Raw genomic sequence first — 25,254 nt, forward strand, 5'->3', positions numbered from 1 at the left:
AGAGCCATATTTTTACAGAAAAAGCAGACCATATGCCGCGCTATCAGCACATCGCTCGTCAGTTAAAAACGGCCATTGAGCAAGGAGAACTCGCGCCCGGAACGCGTTTGCCTTCCAGCCGGACGTGGGCGCAGGAACTGGGCGTTTCTCGCGCCACGGTGGAAAATGCCTATGGCGAGCTGGTGGCGCAGGGCTGGCTGGAGCGACGTGGCCAGGCAGGCACGTTTGTGAGCAACGCTCTACGGTTTGAGACGGCGCCGCCGATACCCGCTGTTTTTGCCGGAGAAAGTCCGGAACCGAAACCCTTTCAGATGGGGTTACCGGCGCTGGATCTCTTTCCGCGCGAGAAGTGGGCGCGAGTGATGGGGCGTCGGTTGCGCACGCAGACGCGCTTCGATCTGGCATTAGGCGACGTCTGCGGCGAGGCGATTTTGCGCCAGGCGATAGTCGATTACCTGCGGGTTTCGCGTAGCATTGAATGCCTGCCGGAACAGGTATTTATTACCTCCGGATATGCGGATTCTATGCGGCTGATCCTGCGTACATTGTCTGTGCCGGGAGACAGCATGTGGGTGGAAGATCCCGGTTTTCCGTTAATTCGCCCGGTGATAACGCAGGAGGGGATTACGCTGGCGCCGATTCCGGTCGATGCCGATGGGCTGAATGTCGCGGCGGGGATGCGGGATTGCCCGCAGGGGCGCTTTGCATTGGTGACGCCCGCCCACCAAAGTCCGTTGGGGGTAGCGCTGTCGTTAACTCGCCGACGGCAACTTCTGGCATGGGCGGCGAATGTGCAGGCCTGGATTATTGAAGATGACTACGACAGCGAATTTCGTTATCACGGTAAACCGCTTCCGCCGCTCAAGAGTCTGGATGCCCCGCAGCGAGTGATTTACGCCGGAACGTTCAGTAAGTCGCTCTTCCCGGCATTACGTACCGCCTGGCTGGTGGTACCGATAAAGCAGATTGAGCATTTCCGCCAGCAGGCGTCGCTGATGCCCTGTAGCGTACCGTTGTTATGGCAGCACACGTTGGCTGATTTTATCCGTGATGGCCATTTCTGGCGACATCTGAAAAAGATGCGTCAACATTATGCTCAGCGACGGTTATGGATTGAAGAGGCGCTGGCGGAACAGGGATTTGTTGTGACATTACAGAAAGGCGGTATTCAATTGGTTATTGAGGTTGAAGGCGATGATAAAGCGCAGGTAGCGAAAGCGAATCAGGCCGGACTGGCGGTACAGGCGCTAAGCCGTTGGCGAGTGGTTTCATCAGGAAAGGGGGGCATTTTACTGTCATTTACCAATATTACTTCCGCTGGCATGGCGAAACAGGTCGCATGGCAGCTTCGACAGGCGATACAGTAACCGTTTCGCCGAATGGCGCGACCTGGGCCTGCGGCAATGATGCAGGCCCAATAAAGTATGTCGCCATCCGGCAGCGCACGTCGTTAGCGACGCAGGCTGAGCAGCGCCCCGATAAAAATCCCTACCGCTGCGGCGGTTCCTACGCTACACCAGGGTTTTTCACGCACAAACGTATCCGCGCACCCCATCGCATCACAGGCGGCTTGTTTTACGCGAGTACGACCCTGCATCCGCGCCCGGGTCTCTTTCAACAACGCCTGTGCTTTACGTCGCGCAGCCTCGGCTTCGTCTTTCGCATCGCTTCCCCAGGATTTAAGGACATCTTCCAGACTGTCGGCTAATCGATTGACATCATTCTGAATATCCTGAACACCATCATCGACGTCGTTTCGGTTCGGTTTGTTAAGCATATGATCCTCCATTGATTTCGATGTAGCTTTCAGTGTAGTTCATATTTTTACCTGCTGAGGCTTGTTACGGCGATATCATGCGTTTCTGGACTTTTCTGAAAGCGTTGATAACGCGCTATCGGGTAAGGTAAGCCCGCAGTAAAAGAGAATGAGGATAAAATATGTATTTACGACCTGACGAGGTGGCGCGGGTACTGGAAAAGGCAGGGTTTACCGTCGATGTGGTGACGAATAAGACGTATGGTTATCGACGCGGCGAGAATTATGTTTATGTTAACCGCGAGGCGCGTATGGGGCGTACCGCGCTGATCATTCACCCCAGATTAAAAGACCGTAGCTCATCACTGGCTGACCCGGCTTCGGATATTAAAACCTGCGATCACTACCAAAATTTTCCGCTCTATTTAGGCGGCGAGACCCACGAACATTACGGTATTCCCCACGGCTTTAGCTCCCGAATAGCGTTAGAACGTTATCTGAACGGGCTTTTTGGCGACGAAAAAAGCGACTAAAAGCGCGACTGGCAATGCCAGTCGCGACGTTAACTTATGCCTTAGCCTGATGATAGCTGCTCACTTTAAACAGGCGACGACAATAATCCAGGAAGTAGCCATAAACCGCGCCCATTAACATTGAAACAACAATGTTTGAACTCACGGCGGCCACTATCTGATGCCAGCCGGCGCCGACGGTCAGCAAGATGATAATATAAACGGGTGACTGAAAGGTGACATAAGCCAATACATCCGCCAGGTTTTTGGCCCATCCCGCCGGGCTTGCCTTACGCGCGACGCGCATAATCAGATCGCGGTAAACGCCGTATGGCCATGCAATCAAAATGTTGACAGGTATCGCCACCAGCCTGGAAGAAAGCGACTGCTCAAAGCTCATTCCGGAGAGGAATATCTCGATCAACATGTTCACAACAGAACAGTAAACAACCATCGCAAACGTGTCTGCTACGGCATGACGCAAGCGTGACTGTGGAGAGAACATGTTAATGCTCCTTGTAGCGTATCGATCAGAATGAAGTGATGGTTGGTAGTGAAATCATAAAGCACTTTTGTCTTTGCATAGAGTATATCCCTATATAATAACTATCAACTAGTGTAATATTTTTATTTATAGGCTTTTTGTCGATAAAATACTCTACGATTGTGTGTTTTTTGCTCGCGGCGAGATTTTCGTTGTTGTTAGTCATTAATTACTTTTAAATCAATGTATTATAATGCATTGTTTTTCTGGCGATTTTCAGCCACATTCCAAATGTTGTCAGATGCGATCTATTCTCGGCTAACGGCACGCGTTCTACTTTTCTCAGCATAATCATAGCTATTGCAGGGTGATTTTTAGCATAAAGCTCTGATGATAATTTTTGAATGGTTAATCTCTTATTATGATGAAATATTCACTTCTGTATAAGGTCAGCCACCGTGAGGGTCACCGTGGCTACTGAGATACGCAATACGCTATATATTCTATGGATTTCGAATTGCTTAAAGGCGGCAAGAGAGTGAGTCACCAGGAGCATAGATAACGATGTGACTGGGGTGAGCGGCAAATCTGCCGGGAGCAGATTTGAACGTCGCGTGCGACGGCCCGTCAGGGCGAGGCCCATGGATGGGCCGGGTAATCCGTAGCCAACACATAAGCAACTTGAAGTATGAAGGGTATAAACAGCTGAACGGGAAACCTACAGATATACCGTAGGCAGAATAACCTGAAATACACAGGGGGTAATGAATATAACCTTCTGGTTAACAGATTAATATAATTAATGGAGTTATACTGAGTATATCTGTATGAACTTTAGGATCTGGAAATATAATCAATAATCGCATACAATACCGCCTGTAATAGTTTTTTGTTTTCTGCGTTAAAAGGTTTTTATTGATATGAATTTGATGTTACAGAACTTAAATAATATCCGCACGCTGCGTGCTATGGCTCGCGAATTCTCCATTGACGTTCTTGAAGAAATGCTCGAAAAATTCAGGGTTGTCACTAAAGAAAGACGCGAAGAAGAAGAATTGCAGCAACGCCAGCTTGCCGAGAAGCAGGAGAAAATTAATGCCTTTCTGGAGCTGATGAAAGCAGACGGTATTAACCCGGAAGAGTTATTTGCCATGGATTCAGCAATGCCGCGTTCTGCTAAAAAGCGCCAGCCGCGTCCGGCAAAATATCGTTTTACTGATTTCAATGGCGAAGAAAAAACCTGGACCGGACAAGGTCGTACGCCTAAACCGATTGCCCAGGCGCTGGCGGCGGGGAAATCTCTGGATGATTTCTTAATCTAATCACGGATAACCTTTAACGGATGGCGCTTCGTTTCCTGTCTCTATTAACCGGGACTCAGGGAACGTTGCGCCATGCTCATTCTGATAAATCAGCACACGCCAAAATCGCCCTCTTCGCAATAGGGGGTGACATCTTCCGCTTTGAGGATCAATTTTTCGCCCTGCTCATTGCTGGCCTGTACCGCGACAATATGATCCTCGTTGACTTCAATCACTTTCAGTTTCGGCCCCCCCATTCGGGGCTGTACAAAATCGCCTGGTGTGAATATCACGCCCTCCTGTTGAACAATGCTATAAACCCGCCTTCAGTCTACTACACACTTACCGACGCGTGGTGAAGGTACCGCTTAATGAGTACGGGTATTCCAGGGCATTTTTTCCAGTAGTCGCGCCATTCCGCAGAAGCCGGTCATGCCTGCCAGCATTAACCCGGCCCCGACAAAACCGCTAATGAGGAAAAAGCCGCCGTGGACCGTATAGCCCAGAATCACCCCAAGCAACGTCAACCCGCCGGCGGCGATTTGCACCTGACGCATCAGTGGCAACGGTTGCGATTTGTCTTCTGTGACGGGCAATCCTGCCGCTTTCCATCCGTCGATACCGCCTTCCAGTAGACTGACCTGAGCAGGGGCGGCAATGGCCTGTAGTTTTGCTGCATTGCTGCTGGTTCGTTTACCTGACTGACAGTGAAAAATAATCTGTTCCGCTCGCAGGTTGGCGGGCAAATCGCCCTGTTCAAGCCGGGAGAGCGGCGCCAGTTGCGCATGTGGAATATGCTCGCGCAGATATTCATCGGCGTCGCGCACATCAATCAGTTTCGCGCCTTGCGCCATCAGCGCTTGCGCCTCACGGGGGGAAACTATCCCAATGGACATCGTGCCTCCTTATGGACAATAGAGATTCTTTAACGTGGCGATAATCGTATTAACCGCCTTATTTTTAATGAAATAGTGAATGCGCTGGGCATCGCGTTGACTATCAATCAGCCCTTCTTCCCGCATCCGCGCCAGATGTTGCGATGTCGCGGAGGGGCTTAGCCCGGTAATGCGCGCCAGTTCGCCTGCGCTGGTTTTTGGCGAACCGCAAAGCATACATAAAATCAGTAATCTTTTTGGGTGGCTCATCGCTTTGAGCAGGGCCGCCGCCTGTTCTGCGCTGGCCTGAAGTTGTTCAAGCTCTGTCATAGTTATTTAAGCATTTTCTAAATTTAGTTAATTCTAAAATAAACGTCAACCTGATGCCAGCGTAAAAAGCGTAAAGGAGGGTAAAAGCGCGGCGCGCGACTGGCAGGCTCAGGTAAACTGACTATGCTTAGAGATAAAATCTCTTTTTAAACAATGACTAATTTTGCTTGTATGGAGTGTATATGGGTTTCTGGAGAATTGTATTTACGATTATTTTGCCTCCGCTCGGCGTACTTTTAGGAAAAGGGTTCGGTTGGGCATTTATCCTTAATATCCTGCTGACATTACTCGGATATATTCCGGGGCTTATCCACGCATTTTGGGTTCAGATGCGTCATTAATTACCGGCCACCGGCGGCGCATAAGCGCCGCTTATCAGGATAACCTCATTCCCTCTGCTACACTTTTCTTTGTGTGTATTTTTGACAAGCGAGGTGAATATGGGACTTTTCAATTTTGTAAAAGATGCAGGTGAAAAACTCTGGGACGCGGTAACCGCTAATCATGATAAGGACGATCAGGCGAAAAAAGTCCAGGAACATTTAAATAAAACGGGAATACCCGACGCTGACAAAGTGAATGTGCAAATTGCGGATGGAAAAGCGACAGTGACGGGTGATGGGCTGAGTCAGGAGGCAAAAGAAAAAATTCTGGTTGCCGTGGGGAATATCGCCGGGATTAGCAGCGTTGACGATCAGGTTAAAACCACGACGCCAGCGGCTGAAAGTCAGTTTTATACCGTAAAATCAGGCGACACCCTGAGCGCTATTTCAAAGCAAGTGTATGGTAACGCCAATCTGTATAATAAAATCTTCGAGGCAAATAAACCGATGCTGAAAAGCCCGGAAAAAATATATCCGGGACAAGTGTTGCGTATTCCTGAAGAATAATGGCTATCAGGCCGCGCCAGGCTACATTTTTCCTGCCATCGCCTGGCGAATAATGGGAATCGGCGTCAGCAAATGCTGACGCATTAATTCGCTGGCGCGTGCCGCCTCGCGCGCCAGTATCGCTTCGGTTAGCGTGTGATGCTGAATATGTTTATCTTCCAGCATCTCGACGGACAGAACGGTTTCACGTAACCAAATAAAGCGGTAGCGGGCCGCCAGGTCAAATAAGCGTTCACGCATCTGTAGCAGATAGTGGGAGCCGCACCCGGCGACAATGGCGGAATGGAACGCCTGGTGGCGCTGGTCCCATTCATCGAGCATATGTTCACTGGCATCGCTGGCTTCCAGTTTACTGAGCATATGCGCTCGCGCCAGGATCTCCGCCTCCCACGCATCATCGCCGCGTTCAATCGCCAGGCGTACCAGCATCGCTTCCATATTGGCGCGCGCGTCAAAAATATCGAGGAGTTCCGCCTCTGACATGGATGCCACGCGATAGCCTTTTTGATTCACCACGGTGACCAGCCGTTCCGCCACCAGTTGCGACAGCGCCTCGCGCAGCGGCCCTACGCCGAGCGCATAGCGGGCGGTTAATAAACTCATCCGCAGTTTCTCATCCGGCTGATAAGTGCCGCGAATAATGTCATTTTTAAGCCAGCGATAGCCATCTATGGCCGTCGGTTGGGAAAGGGCGGTCATCTTTTACTCCTGAGAAGCTTCCCGGCTGACGCCGGGAATAACTAACGTAGGTTTTGCAGGGGGGCTTTTTGCCACCTTATCAGTTTTTTCCAGCGAGACATAATGGGTACAGTACCTATTATGCCCAGCCCTAACAGCCCCGTCGAAATGACTTCTAGTTGTTGTGCCGGTCGAAACAGCATCACCACCAGGACAAAGCAGATAAAGCCGATAACCAGCCAGGTGAGCCACGGATAAAGCCACATTTTCAACTTAATTTCTCCGCCCTGCGCCAGCAGAATTTTACGCATCTGCAATTGCGAAATCGCAATCACCAGATAGACCAGCAGCGCGATGGCGCCAGAACTGTCGATAAGAAATTTAAACACTTTTGCCGGGGCGTAATAATTGACGACAACGGTTAAAAAGGCCGCGCCGGTAGAGAGGAGAACCGCCACCCAGGGCGTTTTGCTACGGTTAGTTTTTCCCATTATCGCAGGCGCATCGCCGCGGCGACTAAGGGAATAGAGCATCCGGGAGGCGGTATATAATGCGGAGTTCAGACAACTGGTCACCGACAACAAAATCACGCAGTCCATAATGAATTTTGCGTGCGGAATATGAAGCAGCTCCAGTACCGAACGGTACGAACCTACACTTTTCAGACCCGGCATATTCCACGGGATCAGCGCCACCACCACAAAAATGGAACACAGGTAAAAGATGGAAATTCGCCAGATAACAGAATTGGTGGCGCGTACGATATGTTTATCCGGCGTATCGGATTCCGCGGCAGCAATAGTGACGATTTCCGCGCCCATAAAAGAGAACATGGTGATCAACATGGCGCTTAACACCGCGCCGAAGCCGTTAGGCATAAAACCGCCGTGATCCCATAGCCGGGAGATACCGCTTACCTCGGCATATGGATAAAAACCGCTAATCGCCGTCGCGCCCAGCGCGATAAACGCCAGGATAGCAATCACTTTACATAGCGCCAGCCAGAATTCGAATTCGCCGTAATTTTTGACGCTCAATAAATTGCTTCCGGTTAAGGCAAGCGTAATCACTAATGAAAATAGCCACACCGGAATACCCGGTATCCATGAATTCAGAATAATGGCGGCAATATTGGCCTCCAGCGGAATAACCAGCACCCAAAACCACCAGTATAACCAGCCGATGGTATACCCGGCCCAGGGGCCGATCGCTTTATCCGCATAGGTGGAAAAAGAACCGGTATCCGGCGTGGCGACGGCCATTTCAGCCAGCATTCGCATAATCATGACGACTAAAAGTCCTGCGAACAGATAGGCCAGCAGTACCGCAGGGCCGGCCTCCGCAATCGCCACGCTGGAGCCGACAAACAGGCTGGCGCCGATGACGCCGGCGATCGATAACATGGTGACGTGGCGTGATTTCAGCCCGCCCCCTAATGCATGTGATTCTGACAATTGCCCCATCCTAAAACCTCTTTATTGTTATTGCGCTCGTTTACCGGATGGCGCCTGGCTTAATTCGGCCTACAATCGAAACGGTTTTTGTAGGCCGGATAAGACAGTTACGTCGCCATCCGACGCTGCTTATTGGACATTACGCTTGTTTCGCCTCATCAAAGCACTGGGCGATAATCTCCAGGCCTTGCCGAATCTGCGAGGCCTCAATAGTGAGTGGAACGAGGATGCGCAAGATGTTGTAGTAAGGACCGCAGGAGAGCAGAATTAACCCTTTCTCGCGGGCGCGGGCCACAATGTCGGCGGTCAGAGCCGCGTTCGGTTTGCCGGGGTCGCCATTTTCGAACAACTCAATGGCGATCATGGCGCCCAGTCCGCGCACGTCGCCAATCTCACGGTGCGTTTCCGCTATCTCCATCAGGCCATCGCGCAGCGTTTTGCCAAGCGTATTTGCCTTTTGCAGTAGATTTTCCTGCTCGAAAATGTCCAGTACCGCCAGCGCGGCGGCGCAGGCAATCGGGTTTCCGGCATAGGTGCCGCCCAGACCGCCCGGCGCGATAGCGTCCATCACGTCTGCCCGGCCGGTAACGCCTGCCAGCGGAAAGCCGCCGGCGATCGATTTCGCAAACGTGGTAATATCTGCCGCAACGCCCATCTGTTCCATGGCGAACAGCGTACCGGTCCGGCCCGCGCCGCTTTGCACTTCGTCGGCAATCAACATAATGCCGTGTTGGTCGCATAGCGCGCGCAGTCGCTGCATAAACGCGGGAGAGGCAGCGTAAAATCCGCCTTCGCCCTGTACCGGCTCAATAATAATGGCGGCGATATCTTCCGGCGCGGCATCATTTTTAAAGATGCGTTCAATGCTGGCGATCGCGTCGTCGTCGCTGATGTTGTGTAGCGGGCAAGGATAAAGTGCGCGGTAGACATGGCCTGGCATCAATCCCATACCAGCAGAGTACGGGTGTACTTTCCCGGTCAGAGAGAGCGTGTAGTGGGTACGACCGTGGTAAGCGCCGCTAAACGCGATAGCGCCGCTGCGTTTTGTCGCCGCGCGGGCGATTTTCACGGCGTTTTCAACCGCTTCTGAACCGGTCGTGACCAGCAACGTTTTTTTGGCGAAATCGCCCGGTACCTTCTGGTTCATGCGTTCGCACAACGCCAGATACGGTTCATAGGCCAGCACCTGAAAACAGGTATGCGACAATTTCTTCAGCTGCGCTTCGACCGCTGAAACAATGCCCGGATGTAAATGACCGGTGTTCAGGACGGCAATGCCGCCCGCGAAATCGAGATACTCACGGCCTTCGACATCCCAGACCCGACAATTTTCCGCCCGCTCGGCGAAAATCGGGTGAATCTGGCCCACGCCGCGAGGAACGGCGTTATGACGGCGCTGCATTAAAGCGTGATTGGTATTCATTAGCGACTCTCCTGTTAAAGGCCGATGCACATATATTTGATTTCTAAATAATCTTCGATGCCGTATTTGGAACCTTCACGGCCTAATCCGGAGGCCTTAATACCGCCGAAAGGCGCGACTTCGTTGGAGATAATGCCGGTATTAATACCGACGATGCCGTATTCCAGCGCTTCGCCGACGCGGAAAACGCGGCTTAAATCGCGTGAATAAAAATAGGCTGCCAGGCCGAACTCGGTATCGTTAGCCTGCCTGATGACATCCGCCTCGTCGCTGAAGCGGAACAGAGGCGCGAGCGGCCCGAATGTCTCTTCTTTGGCGACTTTCGCGTTATCAGGAACATCCGCCAGAATGGTCGGTTGAAAGAAGTTGCCGCCCAATTTGTGCGCTTCACCGCCCGTAATGACGCGGGCGCCTTTTTCCAGCGCATCGGCGATATGCTCCTGGACTTTCGCCACGGCTTTTTCATCAATCAGCGGCCCGATAGCAACGTCGGCTTGCAGGCCGTCGCCGACCGCGAGCTTATTTACCGCCTGGTTGAGTTTTTCCGCAAAACGATCGTAAACGCCGTCCTGAACATACAATCTATTGGCGCAGACACAGGTCTGCCCGGCGTTGCGAAACTTCGAAGCCAGCGCGCCTTCGACGGCTTTATCCAGATCGGCATCGTCAAAGACGATAAACGGCGCATTGCCGCCCAACTCCAGCGACACTTTTTTAATGTCTTTGGCGCATTGTTCCATTAGCTGGCGGCCAATCTCCGTCGAGCCGGTAAACGACAGTTTGCGTACCAGCGGGTTGCTGGTCAGCTCGCCGCCGATATCGCCTGCCGAACCGGTAACGACGTTAAATACGCCTGCGGGAATTCCGGCGCGCCGGGCCAGTTCCGCCAGCGCCAGCGCGGAAAACGGCGTCTGGCTGGCGGGTTTGAGTACCATTGTGCAGCCTGCGGCCAGCGCGGGGCCGGCTTTACGGGTGATCATTGCCGAGGGAAAGTTCCACGGGGTAATCGCGGCGGTGACGCCGATGGGCTGCTTAATCACCAGCAGCCGTTTATCGGCCTGATGACCTGGAATCGTGTCGCCATAGATACGTTTCCCCTCTTCGGCGAACCATTCAATAAACGAGGCGGCGTAGCTAATTTCGCCTTTCGCTTCCGCCAGCGGTTTGCCCTGTTCCAGCGTCATCAGACGCGCCAAATCGTCCTGATGTTCCATCATCAGATTGAACCAGCGACGCAGGATATTGGCTCGCTCTTTGGCGGTGAGCGCGCGCCAGGCGGGCAGGGCGCGATTGGCGGCGTTGATGGCGTCGCGCGTCTCTTCCGCCCCCATTTTGGGCACATTGCCGAGCGGTTTCCCGTTGGCGGGGTTGCTCACGGGGATGACATCGCCGCCGCGCGCGTCGCGCCAGTCGCCATCGATAAAGGCCTGCTGGCGGAACAGGGTAGAGTCGTTAAGTTGCATAATTGCTTCCTGTCTGAAGGGTTAACGGGTAAATGCGGCGTGTAATGCGTCCACGCTGCGTGCCGCACGCAGCGTACGTCCGGGGTTGCTCTGGCTTGCGCGTAGCGCCTGAACTTTGCTAACGATATGCGCGCCGATAGGTATCGCGGATGTCGCCGCCGGGGAGGGGGCGTTACAGGTGTGAATGGAACGCGGCGTCGTGACAAACAGAAAATCATCAATCAGTTTGCCGTCCGGCGAAACCGCCTGCGCCCGCACGCCTGCCGGCCAGGGCTGGAGATCGTTGACGGTCAGGCTGGGGCAATACTTTTGTACTCGCCGCAAATAGCCGCTTTTGCACAGCGAGTTTTTCATCTCGCCCAGTCCGGAAAGCAGATGGTTTTGCAGTACGCGACGGATGCCGGCGGAGCGAAAAATCTCCAGAGTGTCGGTGAAGGAAACGTCGCGCTTACGGTAGCCTTCGCGTTTAAGCGCCAGCACCGCATTCGGCCCGACCGTAACGCTGCCGTCGATCATGCGGGTAAGATGGACGCCGAGAAACGGCATTGCCGGATCGGGGATCGGGTAGATCAAATGGTTAACGATCCGGTTGTGTCGCGGGGCTAGACGAAAGTACTCGCCGCGGAACGGGCAGATAATAAAACCGGGCTCCACGCCCAGCATTTTGACCAGCCGATCCGCCATCAGCCCTGCACAGCCGATAAGCATAGCGGTTTCGATTTCCCGACCTTGCGAGGTGCGAATAACAATGCCAGCGGCATGTTCTGTCAGCGCGCTGACCTCGGCATGGTAGATGATCTCGCCGCCTTTGGCCTGAAAGCGGTTCGCCATGGCCGTCGCGACATCGCGATAGCTGACAATCCCGCTGGAAGGGACAAAAATCCCGCCCAGGCCAATGATATTGGGTTCGCGTTCACGCAGCTCCGCCGCGCTTAACCACTCGCGCTCTAAGCCGTTGGCCGCCGTCCGCTCCCATAGCGCGCGCATCCGCGCCATTTCCAGCTCCGAGGTGGCGACCAACATTTTGCCGCAGGTGTCGTAGCGGATGTTGTTTTGATCGCAAAAGGTTTTGGTCGCCTGATTGCCTGCCAGACAAAACTGCGCTTTGAGGCTGCCGGGCGTGTAGTACACCCCAGCATGGATCACGCCGCTGTTATGCCCGGTCTGGTGGCAGGCTGGCGCGGACTCTTTTTCCAACAACGCGATGCGCGCATCCGGGTAGACATCAATAAGTTGCATAGCGGTCGACATGCCGATAATGCCGCCGCCGATAATCACAAAATCATACATCCGCATAATTCCTTCGCCGTGGCGCTTATTGGTGAGTTTGATAATGGCTGGCGGCGTAGGCGAAGTAACCGCGCTGGCGCATCAGTTCGCGACGCAAGTCAGGATGCGGCGTAAAACGATCGCGTCCATGTAGCCAGAACAGATTGTTAATCAACAGGAATTTGCCGACCGGTACCGGTACGGAGAGGATGTTTTGACTGGTTTCCAGCGCGTCTGAAAGCTCGCTGAGCCAGACGCCTTCTTCAAAGTCTTTTGGCTGGACGAACTGGTCGATATAACGCATGACCGGGCGGCCTTGTTGGTCGACATCAAACACCGGGTGCCAGACGTCATGGCTAACATTCTTGCTTGGCGGCGCCGCCCAGCGCATGACGCGACGCGCCAGCGGATGGGTAAAAAACGACTCCAGATGTTCCCAGTCATCAAGGTGCAGCAGCAGCGAATTACCGCCTTCCATATTTTGTTCGTCGATTTTCATCATCAGCACGTAGTCGGTCACCTCCTCAACATAGGTGCCGTCATTGTGCAGTTCCATTACGCGGTGGGGCTGGCGCAGATAACTGTCGGAGTTGTCGACGTTTTTGACCACGAAACGCGCGTAATACTGGCCGCTCATCGCATCGTAGTTGGAGCGACCAATAAGATGCGCCACCGCCGTCGCCAGTTTGACCATCTCTTCTGCCTGTGCGACATCATCGATCCCTTCGGCGCTGATCAACAGCGCGCCTTGTGCACGGTTGAGGAGCGTTTTGATCAACAGCGGTTGTAGCTGATTGCCGCACAGATCGTCGAGGATCTTGCCGATTTTGAAACGTAAGAAAGATTTGTATTCCAGCGCCTGCACCGGCCACTGCGCAACCTGATGGAGAAATTGTCTTGTGGTATCCGCCGTAAACGTTAACGCCAGCAGGCGCGGCGACTGCACCGAAGGGGCAAGGGTGAAACCAGTATGGCGTTGGGCTAAATCATCTGTGTTCGCTTTTACGGCAGTCAGTGCATTCATCAGAATCATTCCTCTCGGTAGATGGTCAGGGAGACATGGCGATGCTCATTTCGTAGCCATAAATTAAAAATATCGACATTTTTCAGGAACGCGTATGAAATAACCGCTTTTGTTTAATTATTGTGATCAAAAACAACAAATATTTAACAATGCGAAAGGTGAGGTTAACGGCGCCACGAGCCTGACAACGGCAAGAAGGGGGGTAAAATGAGCGAGTTATGGGAGAGTGATGCTGGCGGGGTTGCCCGGCCTGGCACATGAGCGCGTAGGCCGGACAAGTACAATGTATTTCAGCAGTCAATTAACCGGCGTCAACCTGCGGTTTACGGCTGTGTTTACGGATCAGACGTAACACTGGCGGTACGACAATGACCATGATCGCCATGATCAGCAGGGCTTTGGCAACGCCGCTTTGCCACAAAATCGCCATATTGCCGTTACTGATGGAGAGTGCGCGGCGCAGGTTCTGCTCCAGCATTTCCCCCAGTACGAATCCCAGGATCAGCGGCGACATGGGGAAGTGCATTTTACGTAAAATGTACCCTAACACGCCGAGCGCGACCATCAGCACCAGATCGAAGGTGGTGCTGTGTACCGCATACACCCCTACCGCCGATACGGCAGCGATGGCGGGTACCAGGAACCACAGCGGAATGGTGAGCATACGGGTGAACAGACCGATCAACGGGATATTCATGATCAGCAGCATCACGTTCGCAATCAGCAGCGCAGCGATGAGTCCCCAGACGATATCCGGCTGTTCGGTGAACATTGCCGGGCCTGGCGTGATGTTGTACAGCGTCAGCGCCCCCATCATCACTGCCGTAGTGCCGGAACCGGGAACGCCCAGCGTCAGCATCGGGATGAAGGAGCCGCAGGCAGAGGCGTTGTTTGCCGCCTCCGGCGCCGCGACGCCGCGAATATCACCTTTGCCGAAGCTATCGCTGTTGCCGCTGAGTTTTTTCTCGGTCATATAGGTAATGGCGCTGGCGATGGTCGCCCCGGCGCCGGGCAATACGCCGACAAAAAAGCCGATTACCGAAGAACGCAGGGTGGTGCCGATACACTGCGCGCCTTCTTTCAGGTTGAACAACATTCGACCCGTTTTGCGGACCATTGTTTGCCCGCTGCTGGTATGTTCCAGCATTAAAAGTATTTCTGATACCGAGAACAGGCCGATCACCACGACGATAAACTGTACGCCGTCGGAAAGATGAACGCTGTCAAAGGTAAAGCGATAAACCCCGGTGTTGGCGTCCACGCCGACGGTCGCAAGGCCAAGACCGATCAGCGCTGCCAGAAATGATTTAAGCGGGTTTTGCGCCATCATGCTGCCAAGACAGGCGATGGCAAAAACCATTAAGGCGAAATATTCCGCCGGACCAAAGGCCAGCGACCATTGCGCCAGTAAAGGGGCGAACAGAATGATGCCGCCGATAGCGATTAATGAACCGAAAAATGAGCTGACTGCGGAAATCGACAGCGCTACGCCGCCTTTCCCTTGCTGCGCCATCGGGTAACCGTCCAGCGCCGTCATGATCGCCGCCGCATCGCCGGGGACGTTGAGCAATATGGAGGAGATCCTGCCGCCATACTCACAGCCAATGTACACCGTCGCCAGCAGAATTAGCGCCGACTCCGCAGGCAGATGCAACGCAAAGGCCAGCGGCAGTAAGATTGCCACGCCGTTGATCGGTCCCAGGCCCGGCAGCAGACCGACGATCGTGCCCACGAAGCAGCCAATCAACGCGATAACCAGGTTTTCCGGCGTCATCGCCACCGCAAAGCCCTGAGAAAGATATATCCAGGTATCCATCGTTGCTCCGTTAACTCAGCCAGGCGCCGAGAGGTAAGGTGACATCAAGCAGCCGGTCAAAGGCATACCACAGCAGAATGCCTAATACCGCGCCGGAGATACCCGCCGCCGGAATCGTGGCGCCGAACAGCATCCCGATAACCATGGTGAGAAGCGCGGTGGCGATGGGAAAACCCAGCCATTCGAATCCCCAGGCGTACATCAACAGGATGATGATCATGGTAATTAGCTTTTGCAGAACATGGCGGCGCGGCCAGCTCACCGTGTCGGGATGGTGTAATAACAGCGCCAGCGCGCAGAGCGCCATCAGGCCGATAATCCCCAGCGGAAAAGGGCGGGGGCCGACGGGTTCATAGCTGTATTCGCTTTGGATCTGCCAGGCGATGAATAGCCCGGCGATACAGAGCAACAGCCAGATACCCGCAAAGATACGATCGCTCATCATTGCCTCCGCGATTATTTCGCGAGTCCGAAGGCTTTCGCCTGTTCACGGTAATCAGTAACCTGTTTTTTCACGTAGTCATCGAGCTGCTGGCCGGTCATGTCGAACTCAAACAGGCCGCGCAGATCGCGCTGCTTTTTAAACTCGTCGGTTTGCTGGAGCTTCTTGAAGGTATCCACCCACCACTGGTAATCGGCATCGCTGACTTTTGGCCCGACGTAGAAGCCGCGAATAATCGGCCACACCAGGTCGTAGCCCTGTTCTTTAGCGGTAGGGATATTGGCAAGCTGGCCCGGCAGACGATTTTCTGAAAAGACGGCAAGCACGCGGATTTTGTCGCCGCCCAGATAAGGCACCATTTCACTGAGATCGCCGGAGACAACCTGAACATGGTTGCCCATTAATGCTGTCACCGGCTCGCCGCCGCCCTCAAAGGCAACGTAGCGCATCTTGTGCGGGTCGACGTTCGCCTTTTGCGCCAGCAACGCCGACTTCATCCAGTCCTGGCTGCCAATAGAGGCGCCAGCGCCAATGACCACGCTGTTGGGATCTTTTTCCATCGCCGTCATCAGATCTTTCAGCGTTTTCCACGGGGAATCCGCACGCACGGCGATCATGCCGTAATCAGTGCCCACGCTTGCCAGCCAGCGCACATCATCCACGCCGTAGCGACCAAATTTCCCCTGCGACAGGTTGAGCAGCGAACCGCCGGAAAAGGCGACCACAGTCCCGGGTTCGCCAGGGCGTTGGGCGACTATCGCGTTATAGGCCACAGCGCCGACGCCGCCGGGCATATACGTTACCCGCATGGGTTTCTCGATTGCGCCAGTCTCCAGCAAACTCACCTGAATCAGCTTACAGGTAAGGTCGAAACCGCCGCCAGGTTTGGCTGGCGCGATACATTCTGTTCGCGACGGCGCCTCCTGCGCCAGAACAGAGGTACTCATTAATAAAATGCTTGCAGTAAGGGTACGAAGTAATTGTTTTTTCATTTTTTATCCTCACGCCGGACGTCCGGATTTTTCAGGTTCGGAAGAAGATTTTTGTGATTATGTGAGCCGACATGTAGCAGTTCGGTTGCGTGATTGTTAAAACAATAACCTTTCAATTCCCTTTCAATGCGGCAGAAACTTTACAGGATGTGATATGCGTCTCTTATTGGCGGAAGATAACCGTGAGCTGGCTCACTGGCTGGAGAAAGCGCTGGTGCAAAACGGCTTTGCCGTGGACTGCGTATTTGACGGCCTGGCGGCTGACCATCTTCTGCACAGTGAAATGTACGCGCTGGCGGTGCTGGATATCAATATGCCGGGAATGGATGGACTGGAGGTGGTGCAACGGCTGCGTAAACGCGGTCAGACCTTGCCCGTTTTGCTGCTCACGGCGCGAAGCGCGGTGGCGGATCGCGTAAAAGGTCTCAACGTCGGCGCGGATGACTATCTGCCGAAACCCTTTGAACTGGAAGAGCTGGATGCCCGTTTACGGGCCTTGCTCCGACGCAGCGCTGGGCAGGTTCATGAAGTTCAGCAACTGGGGGAATTGATCTTTCATGATGAAGGGTATTTTCTGTTACAGGGACAGCCGTTAGCGCTGACGCCGCGTGAGCAGGCGCTCTTAACCGTATTGATGTACCGACGAACGCGGCCGGTTTCGCGTCAGCAGCTTTTTGAACAGGTGTTCAGCCTGAACGATGAGGTAAGCCCTGAAAGCATCGAACTTTATATTCATCGACTGCGTAAAAAACTCCAGGGAAGCGATGTACGAATTACGACGCTGCGCGGCCTGGGTTATGTGCTGGAGCGCGGCGATGAAGTGGGTTAAGCCGCAATCGTTGTACCTGCAACTCTTGCTGTTCCTGGGGTTGCCGCTGATTCTGCTATGGGGGCTGTCGGCGTTTAACAGTTATGTCAATGCGCTACAGGCCGCCACTCAGGCTTATGACCGTACGTTGCTCTCCTCGGCGCGAACGGTATCGGAACGGCTGGTGGTGCGCAATAACCATCTGGAAGTTAACGTGCCTTGGGTGGTGCTGGATAGCTTCGAGCTTAATATGAATGATCGACTCTATTACAAAGTCGTCGACCCTTCCGGAAAGGTCATTTCCGGTTATGACGATCTGCCCGCCATGCCGCCTGCTACGCCTCGTACCCGGCTTTATCCGGCGCTGGCGTGGTTCTATCATACCGAGTATCGCGGCGAGGCGATCCGCGTGGCGCGTTTGCTACAGCCGGTCAACGAAGGCGGCATTATCGGCATGGCGGAGATTTATGTCGCAGAGACGCTGCAGTCCCGTCGTTATCTGGCGGGCCAACTGCTGTTCTCTTCCTGGATCTCACAGGGGCTGCTGGTGTTGCTGACCCTGGTGCTGGTTGGCTGGTTATTACGCCGGATCCTGCGCCCTATGCGTCAACTTTCGTCATTAATGGTACGCCGCGAACCGGGTCTGTTAACGCCGCTGCCGGAACTGCTGCCGTGGTCGGAAACACGCTTGTTAATCGTGGCGTTTAATCGCTACATTGACAGGCTCCGCGGCATCCTCTCCCGGCAGGAACGCTTTAGCGCCGATGCTTCTCACCAGTTAAAAACGCCGCTGGCGGTGTTAAAAACGCAGGCGGCGGTGGCGTTAGCCAGCCAGCACCCTCATCACTGGTACGAAAGTCTGCAGGCGATGAGCGTAACGCTGGATAGCACCATTCAGCTCACGGAAAGATTGTTGCAACTTTCTGCGGTAAAGCATAAAGAGCAGGGCGAGCGGCGTTTTTCCCCGGTGAATCTGTACGATATCGTACAGAGCGGCTGTTTTACCCGCCTGGCGCAGGCGCGGAGTAAACATATCGACCTGGGCTACGAAGGCGAACAGGAAGCGATGTGGATCGAGGGGGATGAGGTACTGCTTAGCGAGCTGTGCGGAAACTTGCTGGATAATGCGCTGAAATACACGCCTGAGCAAGGCATCGTCACCGCGCGGCTTGAACGGGATAGTGATGCCGTGACGCTGGTTGTCGAAGATAGCGGCCCCGGTATTGATGATGAACACATCCATCTGGCGCTACAGCCGTTCCACCGGCTCGATAATGTAGGAAATGTGGCCGGGGCGGGCATTGGTCTGGCTTTGGTCAATGATATCGCACGCCTGCACCGTACTCATCCCCATTTTTCCCGTAGCGAAGCGTTGGGAGGGTTATACGTTCGGATACGCTTTTTAAGCCTTGTTCCGCAGTAATGCGCACAAATGTGTCAGCGGTAAAGCACGTTTACAAAAAGTCGCATCTTGAGGTGTGACGTTTTAATCAAATGATCATACATTTCCCCTACAAACCGTAGCGTTAATTAAAAATATAGTGGGTGCAGGGGCATGAATAATCATACTAAACGACGGGGAATAGCATTAACCGTCTTTCTTGTTGGGGTTAACATCCTGGCCTGGATTTGGGCGTTCTGTGTTTTTCATCACCATGCAGTCATGCTAAGCGCAGCCATACTGGCGTATAGCTTTGGGCTGCGTCATGCGGTTGATGCCGATCATATCGCAGCCATCGATACCGTCACCCGTAAACTGATGCAGCAGGGTAAAACGCCTTTAGGCGTGGGGGCGTTTTTTTCATTGGGTCATTCGACCATTGTCGTTCTGGCATGTCTGGCGATTGTTGTGACGTCGATGGCATTTCGCGATCGTATTGATGTTTTGCATCAATATGGTTCGTTGATTGGTACGGCTGTTTCCGCTTTTTTTCTGCTGGCGATGGCCCTGCTTAACCTGTTTATTTTGTTCAACGTCTGGCGGCAATTTCGCTCGGTTACCCGCGGCGAGTCAGTGAGGGCGCATGACGAGGCGATACCTGGCGGGCTGATGACGCGTATATTTCAGCGTACGTTTCGTTTGGTCACTTCCAGTTGGCATATGTATTTTGTCGGTTTTCTGTTTGGTCTGGGATTTGATACCGCAACCGAGGTTGGGTTGCTGGGCATTTCCGCTTCAGCAGCTAACCAGGGGCTATCTCTCTGGTCGATGATGATTTTTCCTGTGCTGTTTACCGCCGGGATGGCGCTGGTGGATTCCCTGGATAACTTTGTCATGGTCGGCGCTTACGGTTGGGCTTTCTCGCATCCATTACGTAAGCTTTATTATAATATGACCATTACCGCCGCATCTGTCATTGTCGCGCTGGCGATTGGCGGGCTTGAGGCGCTGGGGTTGATTGATGATGCGTTACAGTTAAGCGGAACATTTTGGCAGACCGTAAGCACGCTTAACGATCATATGGGGAATGTGGGCTTCTGGGTAGTGGGCGCTTTTGTGCTATTCTGGCTGCTCTCGTTGTTGAATTATCGCTGGCGCGGCTATGATAAAATCACCCTCAATATCTGATTGATTTCTGTAAAAATAACATTTCGGCAGTGGTGTCATATCATTGCCGAAGCATTTTATCTCCTGAGAGTATATTCTTCCCGGTAAGTGCGTTATTTTTCATGCTTGCCTTTCGTTATCAATTTAAGCAATCCGATATAACATACAATACCAAAAATAATAATAACAGTTGTATACCCAAGAATCAGCCAGTCTGCATGTGTCATAATATAATCCAGTTATCAGGTATCCCGTGTTAAGGCGATCTTTAAGCCTGTTGTCAGCAAGAACCACTGTACCCGTTCAGTGCTGTTGACAATAACGTATTGTTTATGCACAAGAGCGTTGTTACAAATAACGTATGCATTGAGCATAGACCCCACCCGCATTTTTGTAATGCCATAAAGCAAGGCTACACCTTTAATCTACTGACGGTATGCCAGGCCAGAAGAGATAAAATGGTGGTTGTCATCATCATCTGTTCCTGACGCCAGGTTAATGACACACACATATGAAAATGTATAACCGCTGCACGCTTTTTAGCACGTTATCTGTAACATACCGTGTTAATCAATTCCATAAAACCGAGTATAGTGTAAGTGAATTTCGAGTAATTGTCATTATGATTATATGGTGGTTAACTTATTTTTTAAATTCTGATTAAATTTTAGTTTTTTATCAGTTCATCAGGATTTATGAAAAATCTGGACGTAAAAAACATATTTACGTCCAGGCTTTCTTTTTAGCAAATCGATTTCCCGGTAAAATAGGGGGTCGACCACATGCGCTTATATTCCCATTCAGGCTTTAGTATGCCGATGGAAAAAAGTAATTTTTTTTGTCTTTCCTGGCAGTAATTTCTGGCGCGGCTAATATTTAGCCACATTAGTATGCTGCCGGGACTGAGTGGCCTGCACTCATTTTTAATTGCACCATTAGATACGTCAAAGTAGACGTTCATCTGGCTTTCAGATTTCAGTACGATATCAAATGCACAGGGTATCCCTTCAATATAAAGAATATGCCCAAACAGAAGGTGATGCAGTTGACTAAAAAAGTTGGCAAGGTTATCAGCGGGATAGCAGGATGAAGTGTTGCCGAAACGAGACCGAAATAACTCGATAAAAATATGAGTCAGTTCATCAGAAGAACAATCAGCAACGCTTTTTACACTTCCGCCTTTTTTAAGAAATCGCTGATATTCATTACGGCGTGTTTTTTCAAACTTAGAAGAGAACGCTTCTTTGACCAGACAATTTTGTTTTTTTCTGGTGAGTTTCCATATGGCATTGCGTATTTGTGGCTGATGTAACGCCGAAAGTCGGTTAGTACGATCGGGTAAGAAGCAGCGTAAATCTGGTGCCATCGGAATAAGTATCTCGTCTGACGATAGCGGGAAGGTTCTGCGCGTCAGGATGCCAATATTCTGATCATTACAAATAAAGTAGGCGCCTTTAATCTTATCATCTTCTTCATAGTGGAAGAATTTAAAATGCCAGTTATGGCGCTTCATAAAATAATCAACAATATCTGGGTGCATATTGATACTACCGCCGTATTGCGCAAACACCTCCCGGTATAGGGTAAAGGAAGACGGCTGCCAGCGGGTTAATATACGCTTAACTTCTTGTATTTTCACCAAAACTCCTGACTTGGCTTACTGAAAATTCTATTTTGTATTATTTTTTTGCTTAACCAAATAAAAATGTGACAAATGTTTAGCTTGTATTTAATGGTTAACATGCTAATCGATGACGTTATGGTGAAGGGAATAAGATTAAGATGTTGATCATAGCATGAGTGAAAGCGACGGTTTAATGCCGCGCTATTCACTCGCAAGCCATTCTATATTTAATCATTCAGTAGCGATACAGATTTCAAAGAGATCCGCTGAACGGTAGCAGGATCTGCACATCCGTGTATGAAATAGTTCTACCGGGAGAGGCTGTTAACCTCTTGTATTATTGTATCCAGAATATGATAGCGTTTCCGATACTCTGCGCGTTTTTTGCTGGGGATACTTTCAGGAGCTTTACGCATCACCTGTGATGGCAGATGATATAAGGCACCTTTCTTAACGCCGTTTAGCGACTCCCAGAATTCACTATAGCTGGCCACAAAAGTTTTTTTCTTCTGGAATAAGTACCTGAGTTGACGATAAACATGGTTGTTTTCACTTACCGCATAAATCTCGTCGACATTACAGGCCTGCATCAATGTCGCAAATGCTTCATACAGCATCCGTTTAGGAAAGAGACCGTAACAATCTTTGGTGGCGTTACGTATGACTTGTGGGCCGATATGTTTACTGGGCCCTTGTAACCCGGCAACCAGCGCTATTTGCTTCCCTTCATGGCGGATAAAGGAAAATGATAAACGTGCCAACGGCGTATCATTGAAGCACAGCGTTAATGTCAGCTCACCTTCTCTGTCATAGCCACAGGGACCGCAGTAGATATCTACCAGAGCACCGTTTTTTCCTTCCAGGTGAGCGAGTAAGATTTGTTCCTCGGACAGAAGGATCTTTTTAATTTTACTTTCCGGAAAGGACTGAACGAACTGGTAGTGTTCCAGAATAGCTCTTGCCCGGCAACGTATGCTAAGCCCGGTATACAAATAGGGCCGCTGGATTTTTGCCGGCAATAGGGGACGATGAATGATCAGCGTTCTGGGCTGAGACAGATGGCATAATTCATTGAAGTATTTAATTGTCGTTACGGGGTTAATAAGGCAACGTAATACAAATTTATAGCGAAACTTACGCTCTCCCCAGCGTTTATGGCGATAAGGCGTCTGCGCCATGACTTCTTTTAACATTAATAATGGATTATATCTTTCCATATCACTTTGCTGCATCGTCATACTACGTCCCTACTACTCGATAGACTTATAACCGAGACGGTAGCCTGATTGAGTTAAACGTAAAGGCAACGAAGAAGGCCTGTACAGACGACGTTGTTAAACAGTTTATCAATGGCAGCAATAAAACGCCTGAACACGCTTTTTAATAGATTTTCTGCTAATGAGTGGGATGAGTCCTGAACGTAGTATTAAAACGAATGCCGCGTTTATTATTTTAAATAATGTTTATACTCTAAATAATTCGAGTTGCAGGATGGCGGCAAGCGAGCGAATCCCCAGGAGCTTACTAAAGTAAGTGACTGGGGTGAGGGAACGCAGCCGCAGCACATGCAACTTGAAGTATGACGAGTATAAGCCAATATATTTATTTGGCTGATATTGTGTAAGTCAGACAGCAAAGCACCGTGATACGTGATTATGTAACCAGACGCAAAGGGGGTATTCACCTTATCTCTAAATGCAAATCTATATGATAAATTTTATCATGTACTGTGTTGCTCTCTCTGGGAGAAAATATATGCAGCGTTCACTCGGTAGTCTGGCCGGTATGGCTACATCTGCTTTTGGCGCGGGGACTTCTGCTGCTATGCGGCAAGCCACCTCTCCCAAAACTATTCTGGAACATATCATTAACTTTTTTACCTGTGGTGGGGTGCGTCGGAAAAATGAAGCACAATATCAGGAATTGATAGACACTATGGCTGATACATTGAAAAGTTCAATGTCTGACAGAGGTGCTCCGTTGCCAGAAAACATCATACTGGAGGATATGGATGGGTGTCGTGTCGAATTTAATCTTCCTGGTGAGAATAACGAAGCTGGACAAGTTATTGTACGAGTCAGTAAAGGCGACCATTCTGAGACAAGAGAAATTCCGCTTGTCTCTTTTGAAAAAATATGTCGAGCTTTACTATTCAGATGCGAATTTTCTCTTCCTCAGGATTCTGTAATATTAACTGCCCAGGGAGGCATGAATCTTAAAGGCGCTGTCCTTACCGGAGCAAATCTGACGGCAGAAAATTTATGTGACGCAGACTTAAGCGGCGCAGATTTAGAGGGGGCAATACTGTTTATGGCGGATTGTGACGGTGCAAATTTTAAGGGCGCAAATCTATCGGGAGCATCATTAGGCGACAGTAACTTAACGAACGCCTGTCTGGAAGATAGTATTATGTGTGGCGCTACCCTCGATCGCGCTAATCTTACTGGCGCCAATTTACAACACACAAGTCTGTTAGGCTGTAGCATGGTAGAATGTAATTGTTCCGGTGCGAATATGGATCACGCTAATGTTTCAGGCTCAACCCTTATACGTGCCGATATGAGCGGTGCGACATTAAAGGGTGCTACTATAATGGCTGCTATTATGGAAGGCGCTGTCTTAACTCGGGCAAACCTGCAAAAGGCTAGTTTTACTGCTACGAACCTGGACGGGGCTGATTTGTCTGAGGCTAATTTAAGAAATACCAGTTTTAAAGATTGTACACTAACCGATTTGCGTACCGAAGACGCCACAATGTCTACAAGTACACAAACACTTTTTAACGTATTTTATAGTGAAAATATTTAGCCCTATTTGACGTAAATCTGAAATAAAAGCAATGTAAGAATGACAATGTGCTACTGAATAGTAGCTGAGAGTAAATTATTTACAGTATCTTTTATTATTACAGGAGCATGCGACGGTAAAAATATCTGAATAACCATTTCTATTTTCTCAAGTAGAACTTCCAACTAAAGCGAATTGTTTGAAAAGGAAAACGCTATGCCTGGATGTATAAGTGCCTGTTCGTGCGTTGCCAGCCCAACGCCTCCCGAGCCTAAGGGCCCCCCTAAGCCTAAGTGGATAGAGTTAAAAGGTTATTGTGTTACATGTACTCATGAGTCTGATATTCGCCCGCCTTCTGAAAGGGAAGACAAACGACAGAGAAAAGTGCAGGCGATTGAGCTTTATTGGTTGCGGCGTCTCCTGGACGACTTGGGAATACAAGAAGGTACTTCTCAAGACCCGACAGTAAAACCCACTAACTGTGGGTTGCCATTTTTCCCGGTAGATCATGGAGAACGAGAAACCGATGTCTGACGGTTTTCAGTCTGCAAAGCGCCTGATAAATATTACCAGGCGCTTTGTATTTTGGCGCCAACATCACTTTCATCATCAAATATCGAATGACTACAATCGTATCCGATCCCACCATTACCCAGAGGGAAAGTCGCTGGCAAACTGTAAGAACGGTTCGCCGTCGGCAGGGAAGCGCCGGTGAACCCTGAACCGCGCTATACCATCTTACCAGGGTGTTTCTTGTCATTAACGCTTTGAAAAATAG

Annotated in this window: 25 protein-coding genes; 9 read left to right on the plus strand and 16 right to left on the minus strand. The window is 51.1% G+C overall.

What is annotated here, in order from left to right; all coding sequences use genetic code 11:
• Positions 1 to 32 precede the first annotated feature (32 nt).
• Positions 33 to 1,367, plus strand: coding sequence for a PLP-dependent aminotransferase family protein (locus tag LDB27_RS05160; RefSeq protein ID WP_001138466.1), 1,335 nt, complete (start codon positions 33 to 35; stop codon positions 1,365 to 1,367).
• Between the two features lie 83 nt (positions 1,368 to 1,450).
• On the opposite strand, the gene LDB27_RS05165 is transcribed toward LDB27_RS05160, so the two are convergent.
• Positions 1,451 to 1,777 (minus strand): DUF883 domain-containing protein, encoded by a 327-nt coding sequence (locus LDB27_RS05165; protein WP_001519557.1) that lies wholly within the window; start codon positions 1,775 to 1,777, stop codon positions 1,451 to 1,453.
• A 161-nt stretch (positions 1,778 to 1,938) separates the two neighbouring features.
• On the opposite strand from LDB27_RS05165, the gene LDB27_RS05170 reads away from it, so the two are divergent.
• Positions 1,939 to 2,289 carry a DUF2002 family protein gene (locus tag LDB27_RS05170; RefSeq protein ID WP_000281304.1) on the plus strand — a complete coding sequence of 117 codons (351 nt, stop codon included), beginning with the start codon at positions 1,939 to 1,941 and terminating at the stop codon, positions 2,287 to 2,289.
• Positions 2,290 to 2,323: 34 nt separating this feature from the next.
• Here LDB27_RS05170 and alaE read toward each other — a convergent pair whose 3' ends face one another.
• Complete coding sequence (gene alaE, locus LDB27_RS05175; RefSeq protein ID WP_000492669.1) at positions 2,324 to 2,773, minus strand: L-alanine exporter AlaE; 450 nt, start codon at positions 2,771 to 2,773, stop codon at positions 2,324 to 2,326.
• Positions 2,774 to 3,672: 899 nt separating this feature from the next.
• Between alaE and stpA the strand changes: the two genes are divergently transcribed.
• Complete coding sequence (gene stpA / locus LDB27_RS05180; RefSeq protein WP_001051100.1) at positions 3,673 to 4,074, plus strand: DNA-binding protein StpA; 402 nt, start codon at positions 3,673 to 3,675, stop codon at positions 4,072 to 4,074.
• Between the two features lie 89 nt (positions 4,075 to 4,163).
• On the opposite strand, the gene LDB27_RS05185 is transcribed toward stpA, so the two are convergent.
• The 3 genes from LDB27_RS05185 to LDB27_RS05195 all read right to left on the minus strand — a co-directional run bounded on the left by LDB27_RS05185 (position 4,164) and on the right by LDB27_RS05195 (position 5,258).
• On the minus strand, positions 4,164 to 4,343 hold the full coding sequence (locus LDB27_RS05185; RefSeq protein WP_000494935.1) for a hypothetical protein: 180 nt from the start codon (positions 4,341 to 4,343) through the stop codon (positions 4,164 to 4,166).
• Between the two features lie 78 nt (positions 4,344 to 4,421).
• A complete protein-coding gene (locus tag LDB27_RS05190) occupies positions 4,422 to 4,949 on the minus strand; it encodes a rhodanese family protein (protein ID WP_000022017.1) in 528 nt (175 codons plus the stop codon).
• Positions 4,950 to 4,958: 9 nt separating this feature from the next.
• Complete coding sequence (locus LDB27_RS05195; protein WP_000137434.1) at positions 4,959 to 5,258, minus strand: ArsR/SmtB family transcription factor; 300 nt, start codon at positions 5,256 to 5,258, stop codon at positions 4,959 to 4,961.
• Positions 5,259 to 5,440: 182 nt separating this feature from the next.
• On the opposite strand from LDB27_RS05195, the gene LDB27_RS05200 reads away from it, so the two are divergent.
• Both LDB27_RS05200 and lysM read left to right on the plus strand, forming a co-directional pair.
• On the plus strand, positions 5,441 to 5,599 hold the full coding sequence (locus LDB27_RS05200) for a YqaE/Pmp3 family membrane protein (RefSeq protein ID WP_000508175.1): 159 nt from the start codon (positions 5,441 to 5,443) through the stop codon (positions 5,597 to 5,599).
• 99 nt (positions 5,600 to 5,698) lie between these two features.
• Entirely contained in the window at positions 5,699 to 6,148 is a 450-nt protein-coding gene (gene lysM / locus LDB27_RS05205) for a peptidoglycan-binding protein LysM (RefSeq protein ID WP_000522406.1), read from the plus strand.
• A gap of 21 nt (positions 6,149 to 6,169) precedes the next feature.
• Here the strand turns inward: lysM and csiR are convergent, their stop codons facing one another.
• The 9 genes from csiR to LDB27_RS05250 form a co-directional block, all read right to left on the minus strand.
• Positions 6,170 to 6,847, minus strand: coding sequence for a DNA-binding transcriptional regulator CsiR (gene csiR, locus LDB27_RS05210; RefSeq protein WP_000126152.1), 678 nt, complete (start codon positions 6,845 to 6,847; stop codon positions 6,170 to 6,172).
• Positions 6,848 to 6,888: 41 nt separating this feature from the next.
• Positions 6,889 to 8,289, minus strand: coding sequence for a GABA permease (gabP, locus tag LDB27_RS05215; RefSeq protein WP_000531287.1), 1,401 nt, complete (start codon positions 8,287 to 8,289; stop codon positions 6,889 to 6,891).
• A gap of 130 nt (positions 8,290 to 8,419) precedes the next feature.
• Positions 8,420 to 9,703 carry a 4-aminobutyrate--2-oxoglutarate transaminase gene (gabT, locus tag LDB27_RS05220; protein ID WP_001095309.1) on the minus strand — a complete coding sequence of 428 codons (1,284 nt, stop codon included), beginning with the start codon at positions 9,701 to 9,703 and terminating at the stop codon, positions 8,420 to 8,422.
• Between the two features lie 14 nt (positions 9,704 to 9,717).
• Complete coding sequence (gene gabD / locus LDB27_RS05225; RefSeq protein ID WP_001176533.1) at positions 9,718 to 11,166, minus strand: NADP-dependent succinate-semialdehyde dehydrogenase; 1,449 nt, start codon at positions 11,164 to 11,166, stop codon at positions 9,718 to 9,720.
• A gap of 21 nt (positions 11,167 to 11,187) precedes the next feature.
• Positions 11,188 to 12,456, minus strand: a complete 1,269-nt coding sequence (lhgO, locus tag LDB27_RS05230) for an L-2-hydroxyglutarate oxidase (protein WP_046380581.1) — start codon at positions 12,454 to 12,456, stop codon at positions 11,188 to 11,190.
• A gap of 25 nt (positions 12,457 to 12,481) precedes the next feature.
• Positions 12,482 to 13,459 (minus strand): glutarate dioxygenase GlaH, encoded by a 978-nt coding sequence (gene glaH / locus LDB27_RS05235; RefSeq protein WP_000993105.1) that lies wholly within the window; start codon positions 13,457 to 13,459, stop codon positions 12,482 to 12,484.
• Between the two features lie 301 nt (positions 13,460 to 13,760).
• A complete protein-coding gene (locus LDB27_RS05240) occupies positions 13,761 to 15,275 on the minus strand; it encodes a tripartite tricarboxylate transporter permease (protein WP_000382034.1) in 1,515 nt (504 codons plus the stop codon).
• A 10-nt stretch (positions 15,276 to 15,285) separates the two neighbouring features.
• A complete protein-coding gene (locus tag LDB27_RS05245) occupies positions 15,286 to 15,720 on the minus strand; it encodes a tripartite tricarboxylate transporter TctB family protein (protein ID WP_001530979.1) in 435 nt (144 codons plus the stop codon).
• Between the two features lie 11 nt (positions 15,721 to 15,731).
• Complete coding sequence (locus LDB27_RS05250; protein WP_000744413.1) at positions 15,732 to 16,709, minus strand: Bug family tripartite tricarboxylate transporter substrate binding protein; 978 nt, start codon at positions 16,707 to 16,709, stop codon at positions 15,732 to 15,734.
• Between the two features lie 154 nt (positions 16,710 to 16,863).
• Between LDB27_RS05250 and tctD the strand changes: the two genes are divergently transcribed.
• From tctD to LDB27_RS05265, 3 genes are all read left to right on the plus strand, one after another.
• Positions 16,864 to 17,538, plus strand: coding sequence for a transcriptional regulator TctD (gene tctD, locus LDB27_RS05255; protein ID WP_001237934.1), 675 nt, complete (start codon positions 16,864 to 16,866; stop codon positions 17,536 to 17,538).
• Complete coding sequence (locus tag LDB27_RS05260) at positions 17,525 to 18,940, plus strand: sensor histidine kinase (protein ID WP_000872340.1); 1,416 nt, start codon at positions 17,525 to 17,527, stop codon at positions 18,938 to 18,940. The genes tctD and LDB27_RS05260 overlap by 14 nt, the downstream gene beginning before the upstream one ends.
• Positions 18,941 to 19,072: 132 nt before the next feature.
• Positions 19,073 to 20,086: a HoxN/HupN/NixA family nickel/cobalt transporter gene (locus LDB27_RS05265; protein ID WP_001059350.1), complete on the plus strand. Its 1,014-nt coding sequence runs from the start codon at positions 19,073 to 19,075 to the stop codon at positions 20,084 to 20,086.
• A 721-nt stretch (positions 20,087 to 20,807) separates the two neighbouring features.
• Here the strand turns inward: LDB27_RS05265 and LDB27_RS05270 are convergent.
• Both LDB27_RS05270 and LDB27_RS05275 read right to left on the minus strand, forming a co-directional pair.
• Positions 20,808 to 21,704 (minus strand): antimicrobial resistance protein Mig-14, encoded by an 897-nt coding sequence (locus LDB27_RS05270; protein ID WP_000701508.1) that lies wholly within the window; start codon positions 21,702 to 21,704, stop codon positions 20,808 to 20,810.
• 293 nt (positions 21,705 to 21,997) lie between these two features.
• Positions 21,998 to 22,927, minus strand: coding sequence for a VirK family antimicrobial peptide resistance protein (locus LDB27_RS05275; protein ID WP_000178742.1), 930 nt, complete (start codon positions 22,925 to 22,927; stop codon positions 21,998 to 22,000).
• Between the two features lie 517 nt (positions 22,928 to 23,444).
• Here LDB27_RS05275 and pipB2 point away from each other — a divergent pair.
• Positions 23,445 to 24,497: an SPI-2 type III secretion system effector PipB2 gene (gene pipB2 / locus LDB27_RS05280; RefSeq protein WP_024132307.1), complete on the plus strand. Its 1,053-nt coding sequence runs from the start codon at positions 23,445 to 23,447 to the stop codon at positions 24,495 to 24,497.
• The last annotated feature ends 757 nt before the right edge of the window (positions 24,498 to 25,254 follow it).

The organism is Salmonella sp. JXY0409-18, from assembly GCF_020268625.1.
Classification (GTDB): domain Bacteria; phylum Pseudomonadota; class Gammaproteobacteria; order Enterobacterales; family Enterobacteriaceae; genus Salmonella; species Salmonella enterica.

Bases quoted from the DNA above. Each gene is read 5' to 3' on its own strand.
- LDB27_RS05160 (WP_001138466.1), top strand. From the start codon at position 33: ATGCCGCGCTATCAGCACATCGCTCGTCAGTTAAAAACGGCCATTGAG.
- LDB27_RS05165 (WP_001519557.1), bottom strand. From the start codon at position 1,777: ATGCTTAACAAACCGAACCGAAACGACGTCGATGATGGTGTTCAGGAT.
- LDB27_RS05170 (WP_000281304.1), top strand. From the start codon at position 1,939: ATGTATTTACGACCTGACGAGGTGGCGCGGGTACTGGAAAAGGCAGGG.
- alaE (WP_000492669.1), bottom strand. From the start codon at position 2,773: ATGTTCTCTCCACAGTCACGCTTGCGTCATGCCGTAGCAGACACGTTT.
- stpA (WP_001051100.1), top strand. From the start codon at position 3,673: ATGAATTTGATGTTACAGAACTTAAATAATATCCGCACGCTGCGTGCT.
- LDB27_RS05190 (WP_000022017.1), bottom strand. From the start codon at position 4,949: ATGTCCATTGGGATAGTTTCCCCCCGTGAGGCGCAAGCGCTGATGGCG.
- LDB27_RS05195 (WP_000137434.1), bottom strand. From the start codon at position 5,258: ATGACAGAGCTTGAACAACTTCAGGCCAGCGCAGAACAGGCGGCGGCC.
- LDB27_RS05200 (WP_000508175.1), top strand. From the start codon at position 5,441: ATGGGTTTCTGGAGAATTGTATTTACGATTATTTTGCCTCCGCTCGGC.
- lysM (WP_000522406.1), top strand. From the start codon at position 5,699: ATGGGACTTTTCAATTTTGTAAAAGATGCAGGTGAAAAACTCTGGGAC.
- csiR (WP_000126152.1), bottom strand. From the start codon at position 6,847: ATGACCGCCCTTTCCCAACCGACGGCCATAGATGGCTATCGCTGGCTT.
- gabP (WP_000531287.1), bottom strand. From the start codon at position 8,289: ATGGGGCAATTGTCAGAATCACATGCATTAGGGGGCGGGCTGAAATCA.
- gabT (WP_001095309.1), bottom strand. From the start codon at position 9,703: ATGAATACCAATCACGCTTTAATGCAGCGCCGTCATAACGCCGTTCCT.
- gabD (WP_001176533.1), bottom strand. From the start codon at position 11,166: ATGCAACTTAACGACTCTACCCTGTTCCGCCAGCAGGCCTTTATCGAT.
- lhgO (WP_046380581.1), bottom strand. From the start codon at position 12,456: ATGTATGATTTTGTGATTATCGGCGGCGGCATTATCGGCATGTCGACC.
- glaH (WP_000993105.1), bottom strand. From the start codon at position 13,459: ATGAATGCACTGACTGCCGTAAAAGCGAACACAGATGATTTAGCCCAA.
- LDB27_RS05240 (WP_000382034.1), bottom strand. From the start codon at position 15,275: ATGGATACCTGGATATATCTTTCTCAGGGCTTTGCGGTGGCGATGACG.
- LDB27_RS05245 (WP_001530979.1), bottom strand. From the start codon at position 15,720: ATGATGAGCGATCGTATCTTTGCGGGTATCTGGCTGTTGCTCTGTATC.
- LDB27_RS05250 (WP_000744413.1), bottom strand. From the start codon at position 16,709: ATGAAAAAACAATTACTTCGTACCCTTACTGCAAGCATTTTATTAATG.
- tctD (WP_001237934.1), top strand. From the start codon at position 16,864: ATGCGTCTCTTATTGGCGGAAGATAACCGTGAGCTGGCTCACTGGCTG.
- LDB27_RS05260 (WP_000872340.1), top strand. From the start codon at position 17,525: ATGAAGTGGGTTAAGCCGCAATCGTTGTACCTGCAACTCTTGCTGTTC.
- LDB27_RS05265 (WP_001059350.1), top strand. From the start codon at position 19,073: ATGAATAATCATACTAAACGACGGGGAATAGCATTAACCGTCTTTCTT.
- LDB27_RS05275 (WP_000178742.1), bottom strand. From the start codon at position 22,927: ATGACGATGCAGCAAAGTGATATGGAAAGATATAATCCATTATTAATG.
- pipB2 (WP_024132307.1), top strand. From the start codon at position 23,445: ATGCAGCGTTCACTCGGTAGTCTGGCCGGTATGGCTACATCTGCTTTT.